Origin of the sequence: Pseudomonas lundensis (genome assembly GCF_001042985.1) — a bacterium.
GTDB lineage: Bacteria > Pseudomonadota > Gammaproteobacteria > Pseudomonadales > Pseudomonadaceae > Aquipseudomonas > Aquipseudomonas lundensis.
This window is the reverse complement of record NZ_JYKY01000005.1, coordinates 187,014-208,661: the sequence shown is the minus strand read 5'-3', so window position 1 is coordinate 208,661 and position 21,648 is coordinate 187,014. Positions and strand designations below refer to the sequence as shown.

The 21,648-nt window shown below is 59.2% G+C and carries 16 protein-coding genes; 8 read left to right on the top strand and 8 right to left on the bottom strand.

Going from position 1 to position 21,648, the window contains the following annotated elements; all coding sequences use genetic code 11:
* Window positions 1-37: 37 nt before the first annotated feature.
* Genes TU74_RS06455 through TU74_RS06445 form a run of 3 tightly spaced genes read left to right on the top strand, consistent with a single transcriptional unit; the run spans window position 38 to window position 4,685 of the window.
* A complete protein-coding gene (locus TU74_RS06455) occupies window positions 38-451 on the top strand; it encodes a VOC family protein (RefSeq protein ID WP_047292403.1) in 414 nt (137 codons plus the stop codon).
* Window positions 452-474: 23 nt separating this feature from the next.
* Window positions 475-1,602 (top strand): efflux RND transporter periplasmic adaptor subunit, encoded by a 1,128-nt coding sequence (locus tag TU74_RS06450; protein ID WP_048375637.1) that lies wholly within the window; start codon window positions 475-477, stop codon window positions 1,600-1,602.
* Window positions 1,599-4,685, top strand: a complete 3,087-nt coding sequence (locus tag TU74_RS06445) for a MexW/MexI family multidrug efflux RND transporter permease subunit (RefSeq protein ID WP_047292399.1) — start codon at window positions 1,599-1,601, stop codon at window positions 4,683-4,685. The genes TU74_RS06450 and TU74_RS06445 overlap by 4 nt, the downstream gene beginning before the upstream one ends.
* Before the next feature lie 44 nt (window positions 4,686-4,729).
* Here TU74_RS06445 and TU74_RS06440 read toward each other — a convergent pair whose 3' ends face one another.
* The 7 genes from TU74_RS06440 to TU74_RS06410 form a co-directional block, all read right to left on the bottom strand.
* Window positions 4,730-7,312 carry a T6SS phospholipase effector Tle1-like catalytic domain-containing protein gene (locus tag TU74_RS06440; RefSeq protein ID WP_241485545.1) on the bottom strand — a complete coding sequence of 861 codons (2,583 nt, stop codon included), beginning with the start codon at window positions 7,310-7,312 and terminating at the stop codon, window positions 4,730-4,732.
* A 32-nt stretch (window positions 7,313-7,344) separates the two neighbouring features.
* On the bottom strand, window positions 7,345-7,878 hold the full coding sequence (locus TU74_RS06435; protein ID WP_053069966.1) for a Tli1a family immunity protein: 534 nt from the start codon (window positions 7,876-7,878) through the stop codon (window positions 7,345-7,347).
* Entirely contained in the window at window positions 7,863-8,393 is a 531-nt protein-coding gene (locus tag TU74_RS06430) for a Tli1a family immunity protein (protein ID WP_048375636.1), read from the bottom strand. The genes TU74_RS06435 and TU74_RS06430 overlap by 16 nt, the downstream gene beginning before the upstream one ends.
* Window positions 8,378-8,899, bottom strand: coding sequence for a Tli1a family immunity protein (locus TU74_RS23340; protein WP_082149838.1), 522 nt, complete (start codon window positions 8,897-8,899; stop codon window positions 8,378-8,380). Before TU74_RS23340 ends, TU74_RS06430 begins: the two co-directional genes overlap by 16 nt.
* The gene (locus tag TU74_RS06425) at window positions 8,896-9,705 is read right to left on the bottom strand and encodes a toxin Tle1 chaperone Tla1 (RefSeq protein WP_048375634.1); all 810 of its coding nucleotides are present in this window, start codon (window positions 9,703-9,705) and stop codon (window positions 8,896-8,898) included. The genes TU74_RS23340 and TU74_RS06425 overlap by 4 nt, the downstream gene beginning before the upstream one ends.
* Before the next feature lie 42 nt (window positions 9,706-9,747).
* On the bottom strand, window positions 9,748-11,823 hold the full coding sequence (locus tag TU74_RS06420; protein ID WP_048375632.1) for a type VI secretion system Vgr family protein: 2,076 nt from the start codon (window positions 11,821-11,823) through the stop codon (window positions 9,748-9,750).
* A 660-nt stretch (window positions 11,824-12,483) separates the two neighbouring features.
* A complete protein-coding gene (locus TU74_RS06410; protein ID WP_047273446.1) occupies window positions 12,484-13,878 on the bottom strand; it encodes a PhoH family protein in 1,395 nt (464 codons plus the stop codon).
* A 462-nt stretch (window positions 13,879-14,340) separates the two neighbouring features.
* Here TU74_RS06410 and TU74_RS06405 point away from each other — a divergent pair, with 462 nt between their 5' ends.
* Window positions 14,341-14,661, top strand: a complete 321-nt coding sequence (locus TU74_RS06405; protein ID WP_047292376.1) for a hypothetical protein — start codon at window positions 14,341-14,343, stop codon at window positions 14,659-14,661.
* Between the two features lie 41 nt (window positions 14,662-14,702).
* Here TU74_RS06405 and TU74_RS06400 read toward each other — a convergent pair whose 3' ends face one another.
* Window positions 14,703-15,827 (bottom strand): polysaccharide deacetylase family protein, encoded by a 1,125-nt coding sequence (locus TU74_RS06400; RefSeq protein WP_048375627.1) that lies wholly within the window; start codon window positions 15,825-15,827, stop codon window positions 14,703-14,705.
* A 207-nt stretch (window positions 15,828-16,034) separates the two neighbouring features.
* On the opposite strand from TU74_RS06400, the gene yaaA reads away from it, so the two are divergent.
* The 4 genes from yaaA to TU74_RS06380 all read left to right on the top strand — a co-directional run bounded on the left by yaaA (window position 16,035) and on the right by TU74_RS06380 (window position 21,647).
* A complete protein-coding gene (yaaA, locus tag TU74_RS06395; protein WP_047273443.1) occupies window positions 16,035-16,814 on the top strand; it encodes a peroxide stress protein YaaA in 780 nt (259 codons plus the stop codon).
* A 703-nt stretch (window positions 16,815-17,517) separates the two neighbouring features.
* Window positions 17,518-18,834 (top strand): nucleotide sugar dehydrogenase, encoded by a 1,317-nt coding sequence (locus TU74_RS06390; protein ID WP_047273442.1) that lies wholly within the window; start codon window positions 17,518-17,520, stop codon window positions 18,832-18,834.
* A gap of 126 nt (window positions 18,835-18,960) precedes the next feature.
* Window positions 18,961-20,442 (top strand): mannuronan synthase, encoded by a 1,482-nt coding sequence (gene alg8 / locus TU74_RS06385; protein ID WP_047273441.1) that lies wholly within the window; start codon window positions 18,961-18,963, stop codon window positions 20,440-20,442.
* A 35-nt stretch (window positions 20,443-20,477) separates the two neighbouring features.
* Complete coding sequence (locus TU74_RS06380; RefSeq protein ID WP_047273440.1) at window positions 20,478-21,647, top strand: alginate biosynthesis protein Alg44; 1,170 nt, start codon at window positions 20,478-20,480, stop codon at window positions 21,645-21,647.
* Window position 21,648: the final 1 nt, after the last annotated feature.

Genomic DNA, 21,648 nt, shown 5'->3' with positions numbered 1-21,648 from the left:
ACAAATCCGGGATTACCTTCCCGATACGGAGCGCCCCATGCTTCAACTCAAACGGATAATTGAAACCGCTCTTTACGTGAAAGATCTTACAGCAGCAAAAGATTTTTACTACAAAACCCTTCATTTGGAGGTCATGGTCGAAAGCGATGTGCTGATCGCGTTTAACGTCGGCGACCTCAACACGCTTCTGTTGTTTAAGCGCGGGGCGTCCCTTGAAACCAAATACCTGAGCGGCGGCGAAATCCCGCCGCACGATGCCCACGGCCGGATTCACGTGTGCTTCGCCATCGACGCCGACGACCTGCCCGCCTGGCAGCAAAAACTGGACGACAGCGGGGTGGCCATCGAAGGCCGCACGCAATGGCCCAAGGGCGGTTCGAGTGTGTATTTCCGCGACCCCGACCATAACCTCGTCGAACTGCTCACGCCGGGCTGTTGGCCGATTTACTGATTGCCTCTTTAAGGAACAAGATCATGCCTCACGTCGCTGCAAGCACTCGTCCGCTGATCCGGCGCACAGCCCTTTGGGCCCTGATTGCTCTCGTACTTGCCGGCGTGGCCTGGGGCGTCTGGCGCTGGCAACAGCCGGCCCCCGCCGGGTATGTGGCGGCCCCGCTCAAGGTGGCCGTGGCGCCGGTCAGTCGCCAGCCCTTCACCCGTTACCTGGAGGCCATCGGCGAGCTCGAAGCGGTGGAAGAAGTCAGCGTGCCGGCCGAAATCGGCGGGCGTATCGTCGAGCTACCCATCGAGTCCGGGCAACGGGTCGAGCGTGGTCAAGTGCTGGTGCGTCTTAACGATGCCCCCGAGCGCGGGCAACGGGTGCGCTTGCAAGGCCAGGTGGACAACGCCCGCGTACGCCTCGAACGCCTGCAAAAACTTATTACCTCCAACGCCGTGTCGCGCGAGGCCCTGGACGATGCCCAGGCCGAATACACCACTGCACGCGGGGCCTTGCAGGAACTCATGGCACAGATCGAGCAGCGCACCATTCGTGCACCATTTGCCGGCACGCTGGGTATTCGCAAAGTGCACATGGGCCAATACGTGAACCCTGGCGACACCCTGATCAACCTGATCGGCAATAAAGGCCTGTTCGTCAATTTCAGCGTGCCCGAACAAGCCCTGGCGCACTTTAAGACCGGCAGCCCCTTGCTGATTGAACTCGATGCCCTGCCCGGCCAACCGGTCACGGCGGTGGTCAGCAGCGTCGACCCGTTTCTGGACCGCACCCGCACGTTGAGCGTTCAAGCACGCCTGCAAGACCCGCCTGGCGCAGCACTGCCGCGCATGTTTGCCCGTGTGCGCCTGCCACAGGCCATGCCGGAAAACACCCTGAGCCTGCCAGAAACCGCCGTCACCTACAGCGCCTATGGCGAAGACGTGTACGTGGTGCAACCGGCCCGTGATGAAAAAAGCGCGCCCACGGTACGCCGTGTGTCGGTCAAGACCGGCGAGCGGCGCGATGGCCGAGTGGTGATCGACAAGGGCCTGTCGGCCGACGATCAGGTCGTGATCTCGGGCCAGATCAAGCTCAGTGATGGCGCGAGCATCGAACCGGTGACCAGCGCCGCGCTGGCCGTCGAAGCAGGAGCGCAAAAGTGAAATTCACTGACATTTTCGTCCACCGCCCGGTGCTCGCGCTGGTGGTCAGCCTGATGATCCTGCTGGCCGGGCTAAAAGCCTGGATGGGCCTGCCCGTGCGCCAGTACCCGCTGCTGGAAAGCTCGGTGATTACCGTCAGCACCGATTACCCCGGCGCGCCCGCCGAGTTGATGCAAGGCTTCATCACCCAGCCGATCAACCAGTCGCTGGCATCGGTGGAAGGCGTCGATTACGTCAGTTCATCGTCGGTGCAGGGCCACAGTGTGATTACCCTGCGCATGGCGCTTAACGAAGATTCGGCCAAGGCGCTGAGTGAAGTGATTGCCAAGGTCAATCAGGTCAAATACCGCCTGCCCGAGCAGGCCTATGACCCGGTCATCGAGCGTTCGGCGGGGGACTCCACGGCCGTCGCCTACGTCGGCTTTTCCAGCGACACCCTGTCCGCCGCCGCCCTGACCGACTACCTAAGCCGCGTGGTGCAACCGTTGTTTTCCACCCTTGAAGGGGTGGCCAAGGTCGACACGTTTGGTGGCCAGCGCCTGGCCATGCGCGTGTGGCTCGACCCGCAGCGCATGGCGGGCCACGGCATCAATGCCGATCAGGTGGAACAGGCGATTCGCGCCAACAACTTTCAGGCCGCCCCGGGGCAGATCAAGGGCCACTACGTGGTGTCCTCGATCCAGGTCAACAGCGACCTCAACACCCTCGATGAATTTCGCGACATGGTGATCAGCAACCGTGGCGACCACCTGTTGCGCCTGCGCGACATTGCCGAGATCGAACTGGGCTCGGCCGCCTATGAAACCAGCGCCCTGATGGACGCCAAACCTGCGGTTCACTTGGGCCTGTACGCCACGCCCAAGGGCAACCCGCTGCTGATCGTCGAGGGCATCAAGCGCCTGCTCCCCGACATCCAGAAGACCCTGCCGCCCGGTGTCGAGGTGGCGCTGGCGTTCGAGACCGCGCACTTTATCGAAGCCTCGATTCTGGAAGTGCTCGAAACCCTGCTCGAAGCGATCCTGATCGTGGTGGTCATTATCTTCCTGTGCCTGGGCTCGTGGCGCACCGTGCTGATCCCGATCCTCAGCATCCCGCTGTCGATGCTCGGGGCGCTGGCGCTGATGGCGATGTTCGGGTTCAGCATTAACCTGCTCACCTTGCTGGCCATGGTGCTGGCCATCGGCCTGGTAGTGGACGACGCCATCGTCGTGACCGAGAACATTCACCGTCACATCAAGGAAGGCCGCGCGCCGCTTGACGCCGCATTGGTCGGCGCACGGGAAATCGCCTCGCCGGTCATCGCCATGACCATCACCCTGGCCGCGGTGTACATGCCCATCGGCTTGATGAATGGCCTCACCGGCGCGCTGTTCAAGGAGTTTGCCCTGACACTCGCGGGCGCGGTGCTGGTGTCCGGCGTGATCGCCCTGACCCTGACGCCGGTGATGTGCGCCAAACTGCTGCCCCCCGGCCAGAGCGAAGGGCGCATGAGCCTGCTGGCCGAGGGCTTCTTTCACCGCCTGTCGCGCCTGTATCAGCGCGGGCTGGTGCATTCGCTGCGTGCACGCGGCGCGGTACTGGCGTTCGGCCTGCTGGTGCTGCTGAGCCTGCCGCTGCTATACGGCCACGCGGACAAGGAACTGGCGCCCAACGAAGATCAGGGCAACCTGCTGCTGGCGATCAAGTCCCCGCAACACGCCAACCTCGACTTCGTGGAGCGCTACGCTGCCCAACTGAGCGAACTGCTGGCCCGGATCCCGGAAACCACCAGCACCTGGATCATCAACGGCACCGACGGGGTTGCCGCCAGCTTCGCGGGGATCAACTTCAGCGAATGGGGTCAGCGCGACCGCAGCGCCGCACAGATCCAGAACGAGCTGCAACAACAGGTGGACGCCGTGGAAGGCAACTCGATCTTCGTCTTCCAGATGCCGCCCCTGCCCGCCTCGACCGGCGGCCTGCCAGTGCAACTGGTGATTCGCAGCACCGAGGATTACCGCGCGCTGTATCAAGCCATGCAAGACATCAAGGAACAGGCGCGGGCCAGCGGCCTGTTCGCGGTGGTCGACAGTGATCTGGACTTCAACAACCCGGTGACCGAAGTGCGCATCGACCGCAGCAAAGCCAACAGCCTCGGCATTCGCCTGCAAGACATCGCCAGCACGCTGGCGGTGTTGGTCGGTGAAAACTACACCAACCGCTTTGGTTTGCAGGGCCGCTCCTACGACGTGATCCCGCAGACGCAAGCCAAACAGCGCCTGACCCCGGACGCGCTCAACGGCTTTTACGTCAGCACTGACAGCGGTGTGCAAGTGCCACTGTCGACCGTGGTCAGCCTGCACAGTGACATCCAGCCCAACCGCCTCAAACAGTTCAACCAGCAAAACTCGGCCACCTTTCAGGGCATCCCGGCCCCGGGCGTGAGCCTAGGCGAAGCGGTGGCCTTTTTGGCCAATCAGAGCGCACAACTGCCTGCCAGCTTCAGCCACGACTGGCAATCGGACTCACGGCAGTTCATCCACGAAGGCAACGCGCTGATGATGACCTTCCTGTTCGCCATCATCGTCATTTACATGGTGCTGGCCGCACAGTATGAGAGCCTGCGCGACCCGCTGATCATCCTGATCACCGTGCCCCTGTCGATCTGCGGCGCCCTCATCCCGCTGGCGCTGGGTTGGGCCACGCTCAACATCTACACACAGATCGGCCTGGTGACGTTGATTGGCCTGATCAGCAAACACGGGATTCTGATGGTCGAGTTCGCCAACGAACTGCAACAGGCCAGTGGCTGCTCCCCGGCCCACGCCATCATCCGCTCGGCGCGCATCCGCCTGCGCCCGATCCTGATGACCACCGCCGCCATGGTCGTGGGCCTGGTACCGCTCCTGTTCGCCAGCGGCGCGGGCGCCAGCAGCCGCTTTGGCCTGGGGATCGTGATTGTGGTGGGGATGGTCGTGGGCACGCTGTTCACGCTGTTTGTGCTGCCGTCGATCTACACCCTGATCTCAACACGGCACACGGCGCCGATGACCCACGGGGTCTCCCTTGAAAAAGCCCCCTGCGGCGAGCCTGAAACCTTGTAAATCCCTGCGGAACAGGGCCAGCCAAGGCTGGCCCTCAACCGGCGCTACACAATCGAATCGATGTCCAAAAAGTAGGGTTTACCGTAGACGTGACCGCCGACCAGTTCGGCAATCGCCTGCTCAACGGGGTCGATTTCCACAGGGCTTGGCCAGCGGGATTTGCGGGCGGCGGTACGGGCCAGTTCGTCGCTGCTTGGGACAGGGATTTCGGCGGGTTCGCCTTTGAGGATGGCGATCAGGTCTTCGGTCGTGGCTGTGGCTTCGCTCAGCAGCGGCGCCAGCGGCAAGGCCTGGGCGGCTTTGACGGCGCTGGCCGTGTCTTTGCTGAAGGCGCGGATTGAGGTCAGCCCTTCAACCATGGGCAGGGCGCGGCGCGTGACGGTGTCAAACGCGCTGATGCTCGGGAAGCCCACTTTGCCGCGAAACACCGGGGTGCCAAGGGTCGGTATCACCAGCCCCACCAGAAAGCGCGGGTCATGGCGTTTGACGCTCAGGCCGACGCTGGCCACCGACAGCGCCACGCCCACCACGCGCTCAGTGGTCACCAACAACGTCAGTTCGTTGTTGGACTCATTGTCGAAAAAGATGTTGCGGTAACGGAAGTAATCACTGAACAACTCGCGTTCATTCAACTCCGCGTTCATGAACCAGGCGCGGGAGTCATGCACATGCTCATCGAACAGGCGGATGATCGGCAACACACTGTCGTTCAACGCCTTGCCATCATGGCCGAACAGTTGCCCATAACGGATCTCCCCATCCCTGCGCATGTCGGCATAGTGCTGCGCTTCATCCTGCTCATTGGTCATGTAGACCAACCCGCCGAGAAACGTGTTTAACAGCGTTCCCCAGCCGACAAACTCGCTGGTGTCCAGGTTCCATTCCGGCACGTAGTCACGTCGAAAATCGGCCATGGCGTTGCGCAATTGCCGGTATTCAAGGGACGGTTCGTACACCTTGCTGGTGTTGAACCTCTGCACGGGCGGGGTCTTGCTACGTTCCTCGTACTTCTTTTTGATGGCTTCGTGGGCTGTTTTTTCAGCCAACTGCACCTCGGTCAAAACGGGAGCAGGCGCGCCCGCCAGCGCGGCCGCGTCTGCCTTGAGTTGCATGCCGTGCAACGCTTTGAAGGCCTTGACCTCGTCAGAGCTCATGTCTTTGGTCGCGCCATCCCTCATGACATCGCTGTACGACTGCGTGTGAGGGGCACAGCCCTTGGCGTAACGGCTGATCCGCCACCCGGTAATCAACCCCGCCTCGCGCCTCATCACCTCCTCCAGCGGACCGTTGTCCATGGCATTGAGCCAGGTGTTGAAACGGGTGATGACGGTGGGGCCTACGGCGAATTCAAAAGAAGTTGATTCACTCATCGCTAGCCAAGGGCGTTCATTCATTAATGCTGCATTAAACGCTTCAGGGGGAGCCTGCAGAGGTGCGCCGACTTTATAAGCCTCGGCATACATGTGGTGCAAAGCGAGCTGCGACACCACCTCTTTTTCGCCCTGAGAGGCCTTGCCCTGATCGCCGGGCGGGTAACCGCCGCCCACATCCGAGTGCATGCCGGGGTAGATGTACTCCGCCGTACCGGCGCGGTAAGTGGACGGGCACATCGGGTCGTCCGGGTTGGCTTTACGCCGAATGGAATCCACCGGGAAGCAACTGCGCTGCTCGTGGGCCGCCACCATGTGCACGCAATGCTCAAGGAAGGCCTCGTCATCGCTCAGGCGCAGGCTGCCATCGGCCCAGCCCATGTGCCCGGCGGCAAAGGGCACCATATACGGTAACCCCACCGACGCCACGGTATCGAACAGGCCCATGAACACGATCTTGATCGGCAGGCCAGCGAACAGGTAACACGTGCTGCCCTCCACCTCGACCTTGGTCAAGGCCTCCAGCCAGTTGGCAAACGTCCGCGCCTGGGCTGCGCCACGGGAAAAGCCATACACGAACAGGCGCACGGCCTTGATTTCAGGAATGGTTTTAGACGCGTGTGCCGCATCAATCTGGCTTTTAAGTTCAGCCAGTGGGGCGGCCAGTACTTCCTGGCGGCGGGTATAGCTGTTTTTGAAAAGCGAAACGCCGAGTAAGTCTTCGGTGAGGCTGGTGCCCATTTTCTGCACCAAGGCATAGGCGTCATCTGTATCCAGATAGGTTTCGCCTGAAGCCCTTTTCAAGGCATCGATCACTCGGGTAATGCCCCAGTTGATCCGGTTCTCACCGCCCACCGCCTTTGTCAGGCCGTCACTGTTGGGTTCAAATTCACGTATTTCCTTAAATTCGGTGCCAACGCCTTGCATGTAATAGGCGTAAAAACCCTCACGTCTTACCACTTCATTTTCGTTACGCCCCAAACTCGCGTGGTAAAGACGCGCCACGTTAGTTGTGGTGGAAGGCTTGGCCTTAATGTCGGACGGTTCATGGTTGTTCGTACCGTCAAAACACAGGCTGATCGTCACAATTTTCATGCACGGGGCGCCCGCATATGCGTGTCCCGCAGCCCAAGCAGCGCTCATCGCGGCTTGCTCAAACCCATGAAAGGCCGCTTGTTGCTCTCGGTAATTGCGCAACACATCGCCCGGCGTTTTTGGCAGCAACCCGTCTTCCTTGAAATAAGGAGTGGGGCTCATAAATTCCGGAGCCGGCTTTTGGGAAGATGAATTCATGGTTGTGGACATGTCGCGGGCTCCTGCATTTTTTGAGGAAAGTGAAACGGATATTTGGGCGTTCCGGGCATCATGAGCCCCGCGGTAACTGCCACTTGGTTGCACGGCAAGAAGTGCACGTTCACAACCCCCAACCGTTCGTACCGCGCAACAGGAACAACGGCTCGATGACGGGTGTATTTGGCCTGATGCTCTCTGGCTGCTTTGCTCCAAGCATCCGAATAGCGGGGCTTTGGCCAGTTGATTGAGTCATACACATTGGGATCCTTCTCCCACTCCACCACCACCGTCAGCCCGGGATGCCATTTCACCGGCAGCGACGCGCAGCAATTCTGTTTGCCGCCGCCGCTATAAGGACTGATGTTCGGCCCGCCGCCTCCATTCACAGAAAACCAATTAATCGCCGCCGAGGTATGGCTATACCCCTCAATGGGTGTACCCAGACGCACGGGCTTTGGCGGGGTGCAGCCTTGCAGCGAAAGGCCGCTGATCAACATCAGCCACAAGACTCGAATCAGGACTCTGGACATGTGGCGGGCTCCTGCATTTTTTGAGGGAAGTTGAACGGGTAGCCGGGTTGCCCTGGCAGCATCGCCACTGCCGAAACCGCAACCTGATTGCAAGGAAGAAAGTGAACATCGATTGCACCCAGTCGCTCATAGGGCGCTACAGGCACAACGGCTCGATGACGGGTGTAACGCGTTTTGTGTTCTTTCATGCGTTCACTCCACGCATCAGAAAACACCCGTTCAGGCCAACGCCCATAAGCATATGGATCAGGATCCTTCTCCCACTCCACCACCACCGTCAGCCCGGGGTGCCATTTCACCGGCAGTGACGCGCAGCAATTTTGCCCACCCCCGTAGCCATACGGCGCCAGATTCGGCCCCCCGCCCCCGTTCACAGAAAAACGAATCGCCGCCGAGGTATGGCTGTACCCTTCGATGGGTGTACCCAGACGCACGAGCTTTGGCGGGGTGCAGCCTTGCAGCGAAAGGCCGCTGATCAACATCAGCCACAAGACTCGGATCAGGACTCTGGACATGTCGCGGGCTCCTGAATTTTTTGAGGGAAGTGAAACGGATAATCGGGACGCCCCGGATAAGTCGCACCAGCCGAAACGGCTACTTGGTTGCACGGTAAGAAGTGCACATTGACAAGCCCCAACTCCTCATACCGTGCAACAGGCACAACGGCTCGATGACGGGTGTAACGCGTCTTGTGTTCTTCCATGCGTTTACTCCACGCATCAGAAAACACCCGTTCAGGCCAACGCCCATAAGCATATGGATCAGGATCTTTCACCCACTCCACCACCACCGTCAGCCCGGGGTGCCATTTCACCGGCAGTGACGCGCAGCAATTCTGTTTGCCACCGCCGCTATAAGGACTGATGTTTGGCCCGCCCCCCCTGTTCACAGAAAACCGGTTTATCGCCGCCGAGGTATGGCTATACCCCTCGATGGGGGCACCCAGACGCACGGGCTTTGGCGGGGTGCAGCCTTGGAGTGCAAGGCCGCTGATGACGATGAGCCAAGCTGCGCGGGTCATAAGGCGGCCTTCTTGGGGGTGAGGCTTAAGGGCGGGAATTCGCTCAATGCGCTGGCGATGAAGGCTTCGTGTTGTGGTTTTTCCAACTGTTGGCGGCTGAGGTTCAGGTGGATGCCTGTCAGGCATCGAATCAGCGCTTCATGGCTGGTGAACCCATGTTGGGCAGGCGTGCAGTCATTTTTTTTGAGCCACTGGAGGGCTGCGCTGAGGGCGTGCAACGGCTGGACCTGCGCTGCGTTTAAGGTCAGGCCGGTCAATGCGCTGTGGTCCTGGGGGTTGATGTCCAGACCGCACAGCGAGGCCTTTTTGCCGTCGTGGTCGATCCAGTGCCAGCGGCACACCGGGCCATGGAAAGGCGCCAGTTGTTCAGGGTCGAGTTGCTCGCAGAAATGCCTGAACAGGCGCGTGTCGTAGTAGCGCAACACGCCGCTGCTGGTGCCTTTGTTCCAGGTTGCCTGGGTGGCGCCACGCAATTGCACGGCCAGTTTGTCGAAAGGCCAACGGCTGATCAGGGCCAGCACGCAAAACTGCGCGTGCACGGCGGTGAATAAGTGCGCTGTCGCTGCAATGTGCGCCTGATCCCCCAGGGCGATGCGCAGTAACACCGGCCCCTGATGAGCCAGCGCCTGTTCGGGGGTGTGCTCAAGCAGCCACTGACACTCAGGCGCCGGGCTCAGTGCCAGCAGCGGCGGTAACAGCGCCTCTGGCAGTACGGCGCCGTTAAGCAGCAGGTCCAGATGATCGATTCCGGCACTGCGGGCTTCGCCTATCAAGTGATGCAGCCATTCTTTTGCGTTCGTGGTCATGGCTTTTCCTTCCCTTCTCTTATTGTTTTGGTGACCTGAATATCAACGCGCCACTAACGCTTCGCCCTTGACCTGCGCGGCGAGTAAACAGTCCTTGCAGACGGGCTTGGGGGGCAGTGGCGTTTGAGGGGCTGGCGAGGCCTGCGCGGTCGGGTCCTGGCCGTGCTCAAGCAAGGACGGCGTGGCCATGAGCCCGAGCATCCCCGGCAGCAACGGGGCGGCAGCCGTGCCGCTGGCCGGAGCACCGCCGATTTGAATCGGGGAGCTGCTGAATATCCCCCCGCCGCCAATGACAATGTGTTCCCCGCCCGCTTTCAGGGTGAGGCTCGCACCCGCGTCGAGAATCAGGTTGGCGCCCGCCTTGATGTGCACTTCCTGCCCGGCTTCGGCCACCAGTGCTTGCCCCACGCGGGTGTGACTGCTGACGGCGACGTGCAGATAGTCATTGGCCTTGAGCTCGACCTTGCGGTCCGCAGCCACGGTGCGATGGTCCTCGGCCTCCAGCACCACGATGTTGTTGCCAGTGATGGTTTCATGCCGCTCGTTGCCCACCTCAAGGCGGCAGTCGTGTTCAACCTTGCGTTGCATGTCGCGCTGGGCGCGCAGGTAGATCAGCTCCTGCCCCGCGCGGTCTTCAAGGTGCAATTCGTTGAACCCGGTGCTGTGGGGGGTGCTGCGGCTGCGCAATACCGTGCGGGTCTTGTTGGCCGGCAGTGGATAAGGCACCGGGTGACGGCTGTTGGCCAGGCAGCCGCTGACCACAGGCTGGTCGGGGTCGCCTTCCAGAAAAGTCACCAGCACTTCCATGCCGACCCGCGGGATCGTCACGCTGCCGTGGCTGCTGCCTGCCCAGCTAGAGGCCACGCGCAGCCAACAGCTGGACGTGTCATCCCCCTGGCTTGCACGGTCCCAATGGAACTTGACCTTGATGCGCCCATAGGCGTCGCAATAGATCTCTTCCCCCGCAGGCCCGGTCACTAACGCGGTCTGACTGCCCAGCACCCGGGGTTTGGGGTAAGCCTGTTTGGGGCGGTAAAACACATCCCACGGCGTGGCCAGGAAGGTGTTGCGGTAGCCCTGCTCGAACGCGTCCGTATCCGGTTCGAGGTCGCAGGAGGTGCTCTCTTCCAGCACTTGCGGCTGATAACCCTGGTGGTGGATTTCAGTGAGCAGCCACAGGTCGTTCCATTCTTTGCGCGGGTGCCCGGTGAGGGAGAGAAAATGCCCCGTGACCAGCGTCGGCTGATCGCTGTTGCCCTCGGCCTGAAGGTAGTCGGCGCGGTGCCGCTCAAGGGCGCGTCGGGTCAGGGGCTTACCGCGATCTTGCGTCACGAACAGACCGGGATAGTCGTAGTCCTCCAGATCGGGCTGTGGGGTCTGCACCTCGGGACGGTGGTCGGCTTCGATCACAAAACCGGATTTTTCGAAATCGTAATCGCGGCGCGTGACACGGCTGGGGCGGGCTTCAAACCGCACCTTGAACTGCCGGATAACAGGCTCATCTGCCACCATGCCACTGTCTTGTACGTAGGCCGTGGGGCGGCGCAGTCGCGGGAAGACGGTCTGATCATCGCCAAACACCAGCACATGGGACTGTTCGCCATGCTGGAAGTGGTAGTGAATGCCTTCTTCGTGGCAGAGCCGCTGAATGAAGTGCAAGTCTGATTCGTCGTACTGGACGCAGTACGCTCGCGGCGGGTAGCTGGCATTCAATTGGAACTGATAGGTATCGCCTTGAATGCCGTGTTCTTCAAGCACGCAGGCAATGATCTGCGCCACCGTGCGCTGTTGAAAGATCCGCTGGTTGGTGCGATGGCGCAGGTACGCCAGGTGGGGCACCAGCGTCAGGCTGTAGCGGGTAAAACGCTTGCCCGACTCGCCTTGTTCAATGCGATAAATCTGCCCGTGAATCCCGTTGCCATGGCGGTTGAACGCCAGAAATGCCTGCTGGTGCAGCACGCGCTCAAGGTCAAGATTGGAGCGTTCGCTGACAAGCTCCACGGTGATTGCAAAGGGGGTACTGATCGTCTCCTGCCCATGAAACTTGAGCACGCGCAGGTCATGCTTAAGCCCCTGGATGGTGAGCGTAAATTGCGTTTCGTTGGCTGGACTGAACATCCATGACTCCTCGGGTGAACACCTCAACGTTAGGAACGGCAACCTGCGTGATGAACGAGGGTTGCCTTCAGGCAGCAGGTCGGTCACAACCAACCACAGGTGAACACCCGGCCTCGGCACCGAAAAGCAGCCGACGCGCATTGGCAGACGCCTTGAAACATGCCCCGGTTTGCACGCGCGTCCCGACAGGGTGTCCCCACCCAAATGCAGTGTTCGCAGCGGCAATAATTAGCCCCTGCCGGGGGCCCGCGAGGGGCATGAAATTCGGCTCCGCCATGGAGGTTCTCCTTGCTGAAAACAGGCACTTGAGAGGCCACACAATCGCTCAAGCGCTGAATCGATTAATCAAGGTTCGTGCCAGCTTTTAGGAATTCCTTTTAAAGCAAACACATAGCGAAATCGGGTTTTTGAGAGGGTGTTTTTTGGGCCAAAAACAGGGGAAAAGTGCGCAAGAAGTTGCGCAGTACTGTGCAACTTCTTGCGCACTCCTCTACAGACCAATAGGCATATGGCCTGTAGCAATGTATTCACAGGTTTATCCACAAATGAGTGCGCAACTTCTTGCGCAGTTGGCCCTTTTCAGCCACGGCGTTTCAGGGCACGTTTTGCCAAAAAAAAGGGCGGCTCATGGCCGCCCGGATCTGGAGTGAAATGACAGGTTTACAGGTGCGATTCGGCGTACTCGGCAAGTATCGAACGAGGCACCCCTTGCAGGGCAATATGGACACCGTTCGGGAAGTCTTTGAAACGCTCCGTCAGGTAAGTCAGGCCCGAACTGGTGGCCGACAGGTAAGGCGTATCAATCTGCGCCAGGTTGCCCAGGCACACCACTTTGGACCCCGCGCCCGCACGGGTGATGATGGTTTTCATCTGATGCGGGGTCAGGTTTTGACATTCGTCGATCAAGATCAGGCTTTGCTGGAAGCTGCGGCCCCGGATGTAGTTCAGGGATTTAAACTGCAACGGCACCTTGCTCAGGATGTAGTCCACGCTGCCGTGGGTGCTTTCATCGTCCATGTGCAGCGCTTCCAGGTTGTCGGTGATCGCCCCCAGCCACGGCTCCATTTTCTCGGCCTCGGTGCCGGGCAAGAAGCCGATCTCCTGGTCCAGCCCTTGCACGCTGCGGGTACAAATGATCCGCCGGTAACGCTTGCTGACCATGGTTTGCTCAATGGCTGCGGCCAGCGCGAGGATGGTTTTGCCCGAACCCGCGGCGCCCGAGAGGTTGACCAGATGGATGTCCGGATCAAGCAGGGCATACAGCGCCAGCCCCTGGTAAATGTCACGCGGCTTGAGACCCCAGGCTTCCTGATGAAGCAAGGGCTCCTGGTGCATGTCGAGAATCAGCAGGTGGTCCTTGCGCACCTCCTTGATCCAGCCCACGAAGCCCTGTTCGTCGATGATGAATTCGTTGATGTGAACCGAGGGCAGGTTTTCGATCAGTTGCACCTGGTGCCACGTGCTGCCGTGCCCCTGACGGGTTTCTACCTTGCTGACGCGGTCCCAGAACGAACCGGTCATGGTGTGATAGCCGCGTGACAGCATCGACACGTCGTCCACCAACTGATCGGTGCTGTAATCCTCGGACTCAATCCCGCAGGCCCGGGCCTTGAGGCGCATGTTGATGTCTTTGGTTACCAGCACCACCTGAATCTCGGGCGAGCGGGCGTGCAAATCAATCAACTGGTTGATGATGATGTTGTCGTTAAGGGTTTCAGGCAGCAGCGCATTGGGTTCTCTGCGCTTGTTCATCAGGATCGACAGAAAGCCTTTGGGGCCGCTTTTGCCGCGCTCGATGGGCACGCCCTTTTCAACGTCTTCGGGCGAAGCCACACCCAGCACCTGATCAATCAAACGGATGGCCTGACGGCATTCTGCTGCCACCAGTAATTTGCCGGTTTTGAGTTTGTCGAGCTCTTCGAGCACCGTCATCGGGATCGCGACGTGGTGTTCCTCGAAGTTGAGCAGGGCGTTGGGATCGTGAATCAGAACATTGGTATCGAGTACATAAAGGATTGGCTGGTTGGAGGAAGGCGTGCGTCCGTGATCATCCATACTCGGTCACCTTTGTGGGAGCCATTCGACGCAATACCTCAACAGTGCTGCGCCTCGATATGACGGCCTGATCACCTGCCCCGTGGTGTCCTGAAAGACGCCACCTGTGTGGCAGGTTTCGGCGGTCTGTCTTCGTAATACTCCAAAAAGTGTGACAAGAAAAAGTCTTTTTCGCGGCCGGGCACTATTTTTTTCAGAAAGACGAATAGCCCTTGGCGCAATGCCAAACCGCTACTAGGCTTAGTAATTACCTGAAACAGCACGGGCTCATTTCAGGACCCACATTCGCCTGTTTCGGGCACCACAACGCCTGATTCGAATCCTCCCCCCAAACGGCCGGACCGCTCTTACACACAGCAGCGAGGACGCCTACCCGCCCTTCTTTTTGGCAGCACTAAGCTTCGTTGCGCACGGGCTGATTCAGACCGGCGCCCACTTACTGCTAAAGCCAAAGGACGTTGTATGACCCCTATTTCCAAAACCCTGGAACAGATGCTGCTGGAGATTTACAAGGACGGCAGTGCGTCTATCACCGAATTCCAACAACTTCGTGACAATGCCGATGAGCGTATGGATGCGGTCATTCGCGAATTTGGCCTGCACAACAACATCACGGCCTTTCAAAAAGCGATGGATGTGGCCATGCAATTGCTGCAGTTGTCGGTCATCGACGCCAAAAAAGCCAAATTGACGGACACCGGCGAGGCCATTGTCAAAGACGCCCTCATCGCTCAAGTCGAATACCTGCGCGTTGGCAGCGACGTGGCATTGCACCTTTTGTAAGCTCACCGCCCGCCTTGACCGGCGGGCTTTTCCTGCGGCTGTTATTTGCCGAAGGCCGCACACTCCTCCCAACCAATGCCGCTCTGGGCCGTGGCTTTCATCAGCCAGGGCAACGCGGTACGCACTTTGTTTTGAGTGTCATGGAAGGCAACCACCCCATGACGCCAGAGCAACATCAGGCTCAGTACCCGCTGCGCCGATTGCTCGGCACTCAAACTGGACGCCATGTCCTGCGAATCGATATCCCACAGCGCCACACGCAGCCCCTGGGATTGAAAAAAAAGCCCGCTGTCTTCACGACGGTGCCCATACGGCGGGCGGAATAAAGGCACGTAACTGTCGGGAATGGCCCGCTTGACCAACGCTGTGCTGCGCAGGATTGAATCTTGCCAATAGTTCCAATGGCTGTGCGAACGGTACTCCCACCCCTGAACGCCAACGCACTGCCCTTTATAGAGCGCCTGCAACTGCTGCTCGGACTGCTTGTTCAACCGTGTCTGCACGCTGTTGCCCAAGACAAAAAACGTCGCGCTCAGGGATTGTTTGCGCAGGTAGTCGGTGAGCCAGTCCGTGGTGCCGGGCAGTTGGGTGGGGCCGCTGTCGAAGGACAGCATGAACAGCCGGTCATTCATCGCCTCGCCATTGAACTCATGCTCACCGTAGAGAGCGATCTCACTGCCGGTCTGCGGGAACAGCGCGGCGAGCCGTAACAGCTCGTCCAGGTAGTGACGATGAAACGTGGCGCTCGGCTCGGCCCAGTTCACGTAGAACGAGTCTTCGGCGATCTCGAACTTGCCCGCTTGCTCGCGCAGGCTGTCCATCCCGTCGACGTAATAACAGAACGATGCGTCCTGATCGCAGCTCTGCTGGGCAAGGTTGTAGTTGGCCAACAGCCGTAGCCACAGGCGCTGACGGACCGTATCAATCGCATCCATGTTGATGATCTTCAACCCCAGACGCTGACTGAGCGCAGCTTCGTCCAGCGCTTCACTGGTTAACAGGGCATGGGCGAAGGTGAGGATTTCTGCCCGCGAGGCCACATCGAACAGAGCCGGGCTGATTAACGGCTCTGGCCACGTGCTGCGATCCAGCGTTGCGGGCTCATTGGGCGCCGCCACCGTGCTCAGGCACACCAGCCAGGCCGACAAGAAAAGAGCAATACGCACGAATCAATCTCCCTGTAAAAACTGTGCGCACTATAACCTGCTGCCCAACAAATGCCTTTTGATACTCCGTCGCTGTCCTCGCATGCAGACCCTGCCAGATTCCACCCCGCCCCTTTCATCAGCAGCCTGTGCGTTCTATCGGCGTCATAGGTGGAGTCAAACCGCCCAACCCCCTAGAATCCCCCGACGCTTAAAGGAGACGACCCCATGCTGATGGTGATTTCACCCGCTAAAACCCTCGACTATGAGACGCCGCCGGCCACCCAGCGCTTTACCCAGCCGCACTACCTGGATCATTCACAGGCGTTGATCGGCCAACTGCGCGAACTGAGCCCGCAGCAGATTGGCGAGCTGATGCACCTGTCCGACAAGCTGTCCGGCCTGAATGCCGCGCGCTTCGGCAGTTGGACACCTGCTTTCACCCCTGAAAACGCCAAACAAGCGTTGCTGGCATTCAAGGGCGATGTGTACACCGGCCTCAATGCCGTGGATTTCAGCGAGGCGGATTTTGATTACGCGCAAACCCATCTGCGCATGCTTTCAGGGCTATACGGGCTGCTGCGCCCGCTGGACCTGATGATGCCGTATCGCCTGGAGATGGGCACCAAACTGGCCAACCCGCGGGGCAAAGACCTGTACGCCTTCTGGGGCACGCGCATCAGCGAGTGGCTCAACGAAGCACTGGCCGCCCAGGGCGATGATGTGCTGCTCAACCTGGCGTCCAACGAGTACTTTTCGGCGGTCAAGAAATCAGCCCTGAACGCGCGCATCATCAACACCGAATTCAAGGACCTGAAAAACGGGCAGCACAAAATCATCAGCTTTTATGCCAAAAAAGCCCGCGGCATGATGAGCCGTTTCGTGATCAAGGAACGCATCAACACCCCTGAACAGCTCAAGCAGTTCGATGCTCAGGGTTACTACTACAGCGCCGAGCAATCCAAACCGGATTCGCTGGTCTTTTTGCGCGACCACGCCCCCGAATAACCCCCGCCTTTTTGACGCTCCCCGGCCTGAACGGGGAGCTCACCTGCGTGTGACCCCTTTCACACCTCACCCCTAAAAGCCAAATATTTGACGCCAAAAATATGTCTTGAAATATCCATGAACTTAAATTCACTCGACAGATGTGACTTTTTTTCATAGTGGCACCTAATTTATTTATCCATAGTGGCACTTAACTATCCCCTCTGATCAACACCCTATAACTAAAGGGTAAAACCTGAAGTGCTATCAATATGGAACCAGTGCCATCATTTTTCATTTTGTTAAATTTCGTCGAAAACGGGATGAACGGCCCGGAACTATGTCCGATACCTCCGCTCATACAACCCGTAACGATTCTTACAGAGCTTGTGAGATATCACTTACACAGATAAGACCAACTCCCTGGTGTTATCGGTTGTTAAAAAGCCAAAACAAAGGTGACTGAAACATAGCTATAACCCTTTGTTTTCAAAGGCTAAAAATAAGAGAGAGCGCGGCGCCAGGCGCCCACCCAAGGCCGTCCCCATCATCTGACATGCCTTACTGATAGTGATGAGTTGCACATTAAAGGTGCAACTTCCAACAACTTAAAACTTAACGATGCCTGCACCCGGCGTTACGGCTTTTATGTGCCGTAGTTCCAAGTGCGCCCACACTTTAAGTCCGGCCATTAATTGGCCTATACAAGACAGAGGTAATTGCGATGCGCATCAGCATATTTGGTTTGGGTTACGTTGGCGCCGTGTGCGCCGGTTGTTTGTCCGCCCGTGGTCACGAAGTGATCGGCGTAGATATCTCTCAGGACAAAATCGACCTGATCAACCTCGGCAAATCGCCCATCGTTGAACCGGGCCTTGGCGAGTTGCTCGCCCAGGGCATCCAGAATGGCCGTCTGCGCGGCACCACCAACTTTGCTTCGGCTATCCGCGAAAGCGACCTGTCGATGATCTGTGTCGGCACCCCGAGCAAGAAAAACGGCGACCTGGAGCTCAATTACATCGAAGCCGTGTGCCGCGAAATCGGTGCCGTGCTGCGCGACAAGACATCGCGCCACACCATCGTGGTACGCAGCACCGTGCTGCCGGGCACCGTGAAAAATGTGGTCATCCCGATCCTCGAAGAGTGCTCGGGTAAAAAGGCCGGCGTCGACTTCGGCGTCGCGGTCAACCCGGAATTCCTGCGCGAAAGCACCGCGATTGCCGACTACGACCAGCCGCCAATGACTGTTATCGGCGAGTTCGATAAAGCCTCCGGTGACGTGCTGCAATCGCTGTACGAAGAACTCGACGCCCCGATCATCCGCAAGGACATCGAAGTCGCCGAGATGATCAAGTACACCTGCAACGTGTGGCACGCCACCAAAGTCACCTTCGCCAACGAAATCGGCAACATCGCCAAAGCTGTCGGCGTCGATGGCCGAGAAGTGATGGACGTGGTGTGTCAGGACAAAACCCTGAACCTGTCGCAGTACTACATGCGTCCGGGTTTTGCGTTCGGCGGCTCGTGCCTGCCAAAAGACGTGCGCGCCCTGACCTACCGTGCCAGCTCGCTGGACGTGGAAGCGCCGCTGCTCAACTCGCTGATGCGCAGCAACGTGTCGCAAGTGCAAAACGCATTCGACATCGTCGCCAGCCACGACAAGCGCAAAGTTGCCCTGCTGGGCCTGAGCTTCAAGGCCGGTACTGACGACCTGCGCGAAAGCCCACTGGTAGAACTGGCCGAAATGCTGATCGGCAAGGGCTTTGACCTGAGCATCTACGACACCAACGTCGAATACGCCCGCGTCCACGGTTCGAACAAAGACTACATCGAATCCAAAATCCCCCACGTGTCGTCCCTGCTCAACTCGGACTTCGACTCCGTAATCAACAACAGCGACGTGATCATCCTGGGCAACCGCGATGAGAAGTTCCGTGCGCTGGCCGAAACCGCGCCACAGGGCAAACAGGTCATCGACCTGGTGGGCTTCATGTCCAAAGCCACCTGCACCGTCGGCCGTACCGAAGGCATTTGCTGGTAACAACAGCGCTGTAGCCGCTGACGAGTGAAACGGGCTGCGATCTTTGACACTTCGAACGATCGCAGCCTGCGCCAGCGACTACACGCTCTGCGCATCACAGCCTCCATGCTCAAACGGAACCTCATTATGCTCAGGCTAAAACACGGCCTTCTCCAAGCCGCCGGTTGGCTGTTTTACCTCACGCTGTTGATGGGCCTCGCGCTGGCGTTGCCGACATCGACCTTCGACTCCGAGTCGAAAAACTTTATTTTCCTGATTGGCGCCGTGGGTATCTGGCGCTATTCAATGGGTGCCACGCACTTCCTGCGCGGCATGCTGTTTTTATATGTGGTGTATCCGCACCTGCGACGCAAAGTGCGCAAGCTGGGCAAAGCGGCAGACCCGTCCCATGTGTTTTTGATGGTAACCAGCTTTCGTATCGACGCGCTGACCACCGCGCAGGTCTACAGCTCGGTCATTCGCGAAGCCATCGAATGCGGCCTGCCGACCACAGTGGTGTGCTCGCTGGTGGAAATGTCCGACGAGCTGCTGGTCAAGAGCATGTGGGAGCGCCTTAACCCGCCAGAGCGCGTCAAACTCGACTTCGTACGCATTGCCGGTACCGGCAAGCGCGACGGCCTGGCCTTTGGTTTTCGCGCCATCTCGCGGCACATGCCGGACAGCCGTGCCGTGGTGGCCGTGATCGACGGCGACACCGTGCTCGCCCCCGGCGTCGTGCGCAAAACCGTGCCGTGGTTCCAGTTGTTCGGCAATGTCGGCGGCCTGACCACCAACGAGTTCTGCGAAGTGCGCGGCGGTTACATCATGAGTGAATGGCACAAGCTGCGCTTCGCCCAGCGCCACATCAACATGTGCTCGATGGCCCTGTCCAAACGCGTGCTGACCATGACCGGGCGGATGTCGGTCTTTCGCGCCAACGTGGTCACTGACCCGGACTTTATTGCCGACGTAGAAAGCGACTCGTTGCAGCACTGGCGTCTGGGCCGTTTCAAGTTTTTGACCGGCGACGACAAGTCCAGCTGGTTCAGCCTGATGCGCCTGGGCTACGACACGTTCTACGTGCCGGACGCGGCCATTCACACCGTTGAACACCCGCCGGAAAAGAGCTTCATCAAGGCCAGCCGCAAACTGATGTTCCGCTGGTACGGCAACAACCTGCGGCAGAACGCCCGGGCACTGGGGCTGGGCGTCAAGCGCCTCGGCCTGTTCACCAGTGTGGTGCTGTTCGACCAGCGCATTTCGATGTGGACCTCGTTGCTCGGCCTGACCGTCGCGCTGATTGCCAGCGCCAAATACGGCATCACGTTCCTCATCGCCTACCTGCTGTGGATCGGCATCACGCGCCTGATTTTGACCCTGTTGCTGGCCTGCTCCGGGCACAGCATCGGCCCGGCTTACCCGCTGATTCTTTATTACAACCAGATTGTGGGTGCGCTGGTGAAGATCTACGTGTTCTTCCGCCTCGACCAACAATCCTGGACCCGTCAGGACACCAAATTGACCCGTGATCTGGCCAGCTTTCAACGTTGGTTCAACACCTGGTCGTCTCGGACCATGACCTTCTCGGCCGCCAGCATCTTTGTTGCCGTGCTGCTGACGATGGTCTGACCCGACCCGATCGAATTAACCAGGAACAAGACCTTATGAACACTCAAGTAAACACCAACGTTGTCCACGAATCCGAAGCCCAGCGTCAGCACGCACGGGTCAAAATCCCGGCCAAGCTGCGCTTTTTCGGCAAAGACCGCACACCGATGGAAGTCAGCATCATTGACCTGTCGGCCGGAGGCCTGAGCTTTTACGCCGCCAACCAATCCTTGGCCGTTGGCGAAGTGCACAAAGGCCGCTTGCAGTTTGTGATCGACAACCTGGGGTTGGCGATGGACGTGGAGCTGCTGGTACGCAACGTTGACCGCCAGAGCGGACGCGTCGGTTGCCAGTTCCAGAACCTCGATCAACAGGACATTTCCACCTTGCGTCACCTCATCACCTCGCACCTGAGCGGCGATATCGTGACCATGGGCGAAGTACTCGCCACCTTGCAGCGCGACAACTTCACCAAGGCGCGCAAGGTCAAGGATGGCGGCAGCGGCATGACCCCGTTCGGTCGCATGAAAGCCGTGGTGCTGAGTGCCGGCGTATTTGTCGTCGGGCTGGTGGCATTCGGTTTTATCGTCAAATCGGTGTACGGCGTGTACTTCGTCACCCACGCCCAGTCGGCGCTGGTCAGCGTCCCCGGCCTGAACATCACCATGCCCCGCGACGGCACCGTACAAAGCCTGGTCAAAGACGACAACCTGGCGGCCAATGGCGCGCCAATTGCGACCTTCAGCACCAGCATGCTCGACGTGCTCAAAGGCCATCTGGACGAAAACCAGTTGCAGCCGGCCAATATCGAAACCCTGTTTGGCAAGCAAATGACCGGCACCCTGACCTCGCCGTGTGATTGCGTGGTGGCCGAGCAAGTGGTTGCCAATGGCCAATACGCCAGCAAAGGCGACGTGATTTTCAAACTGGTGCCGCGCACCAGCGAAGCCAACATTGCCGCTCGCTTCAGCTATCGCCAGTTTGGCGACGTGTTGCCGGGTGCCCGCGTGAACTTCCAGGTGGCGGGTGAAGACTACCAGCGCACCGGCAAAATCATCAGCAGCACCAGCTTGAACAGCGATGACCTGTCATCCGACATCCGCGTACAGATCAAGCCCGATGCCCCGCTGGACAGCGCCCTGGCCGGTCGCCCGGTTGAAGTGCGCAGTGACCGCGGTCCGTCGATGGACTGGCTTATCAGCAAAGCCTCGGCAGCAGGTCTGTAAT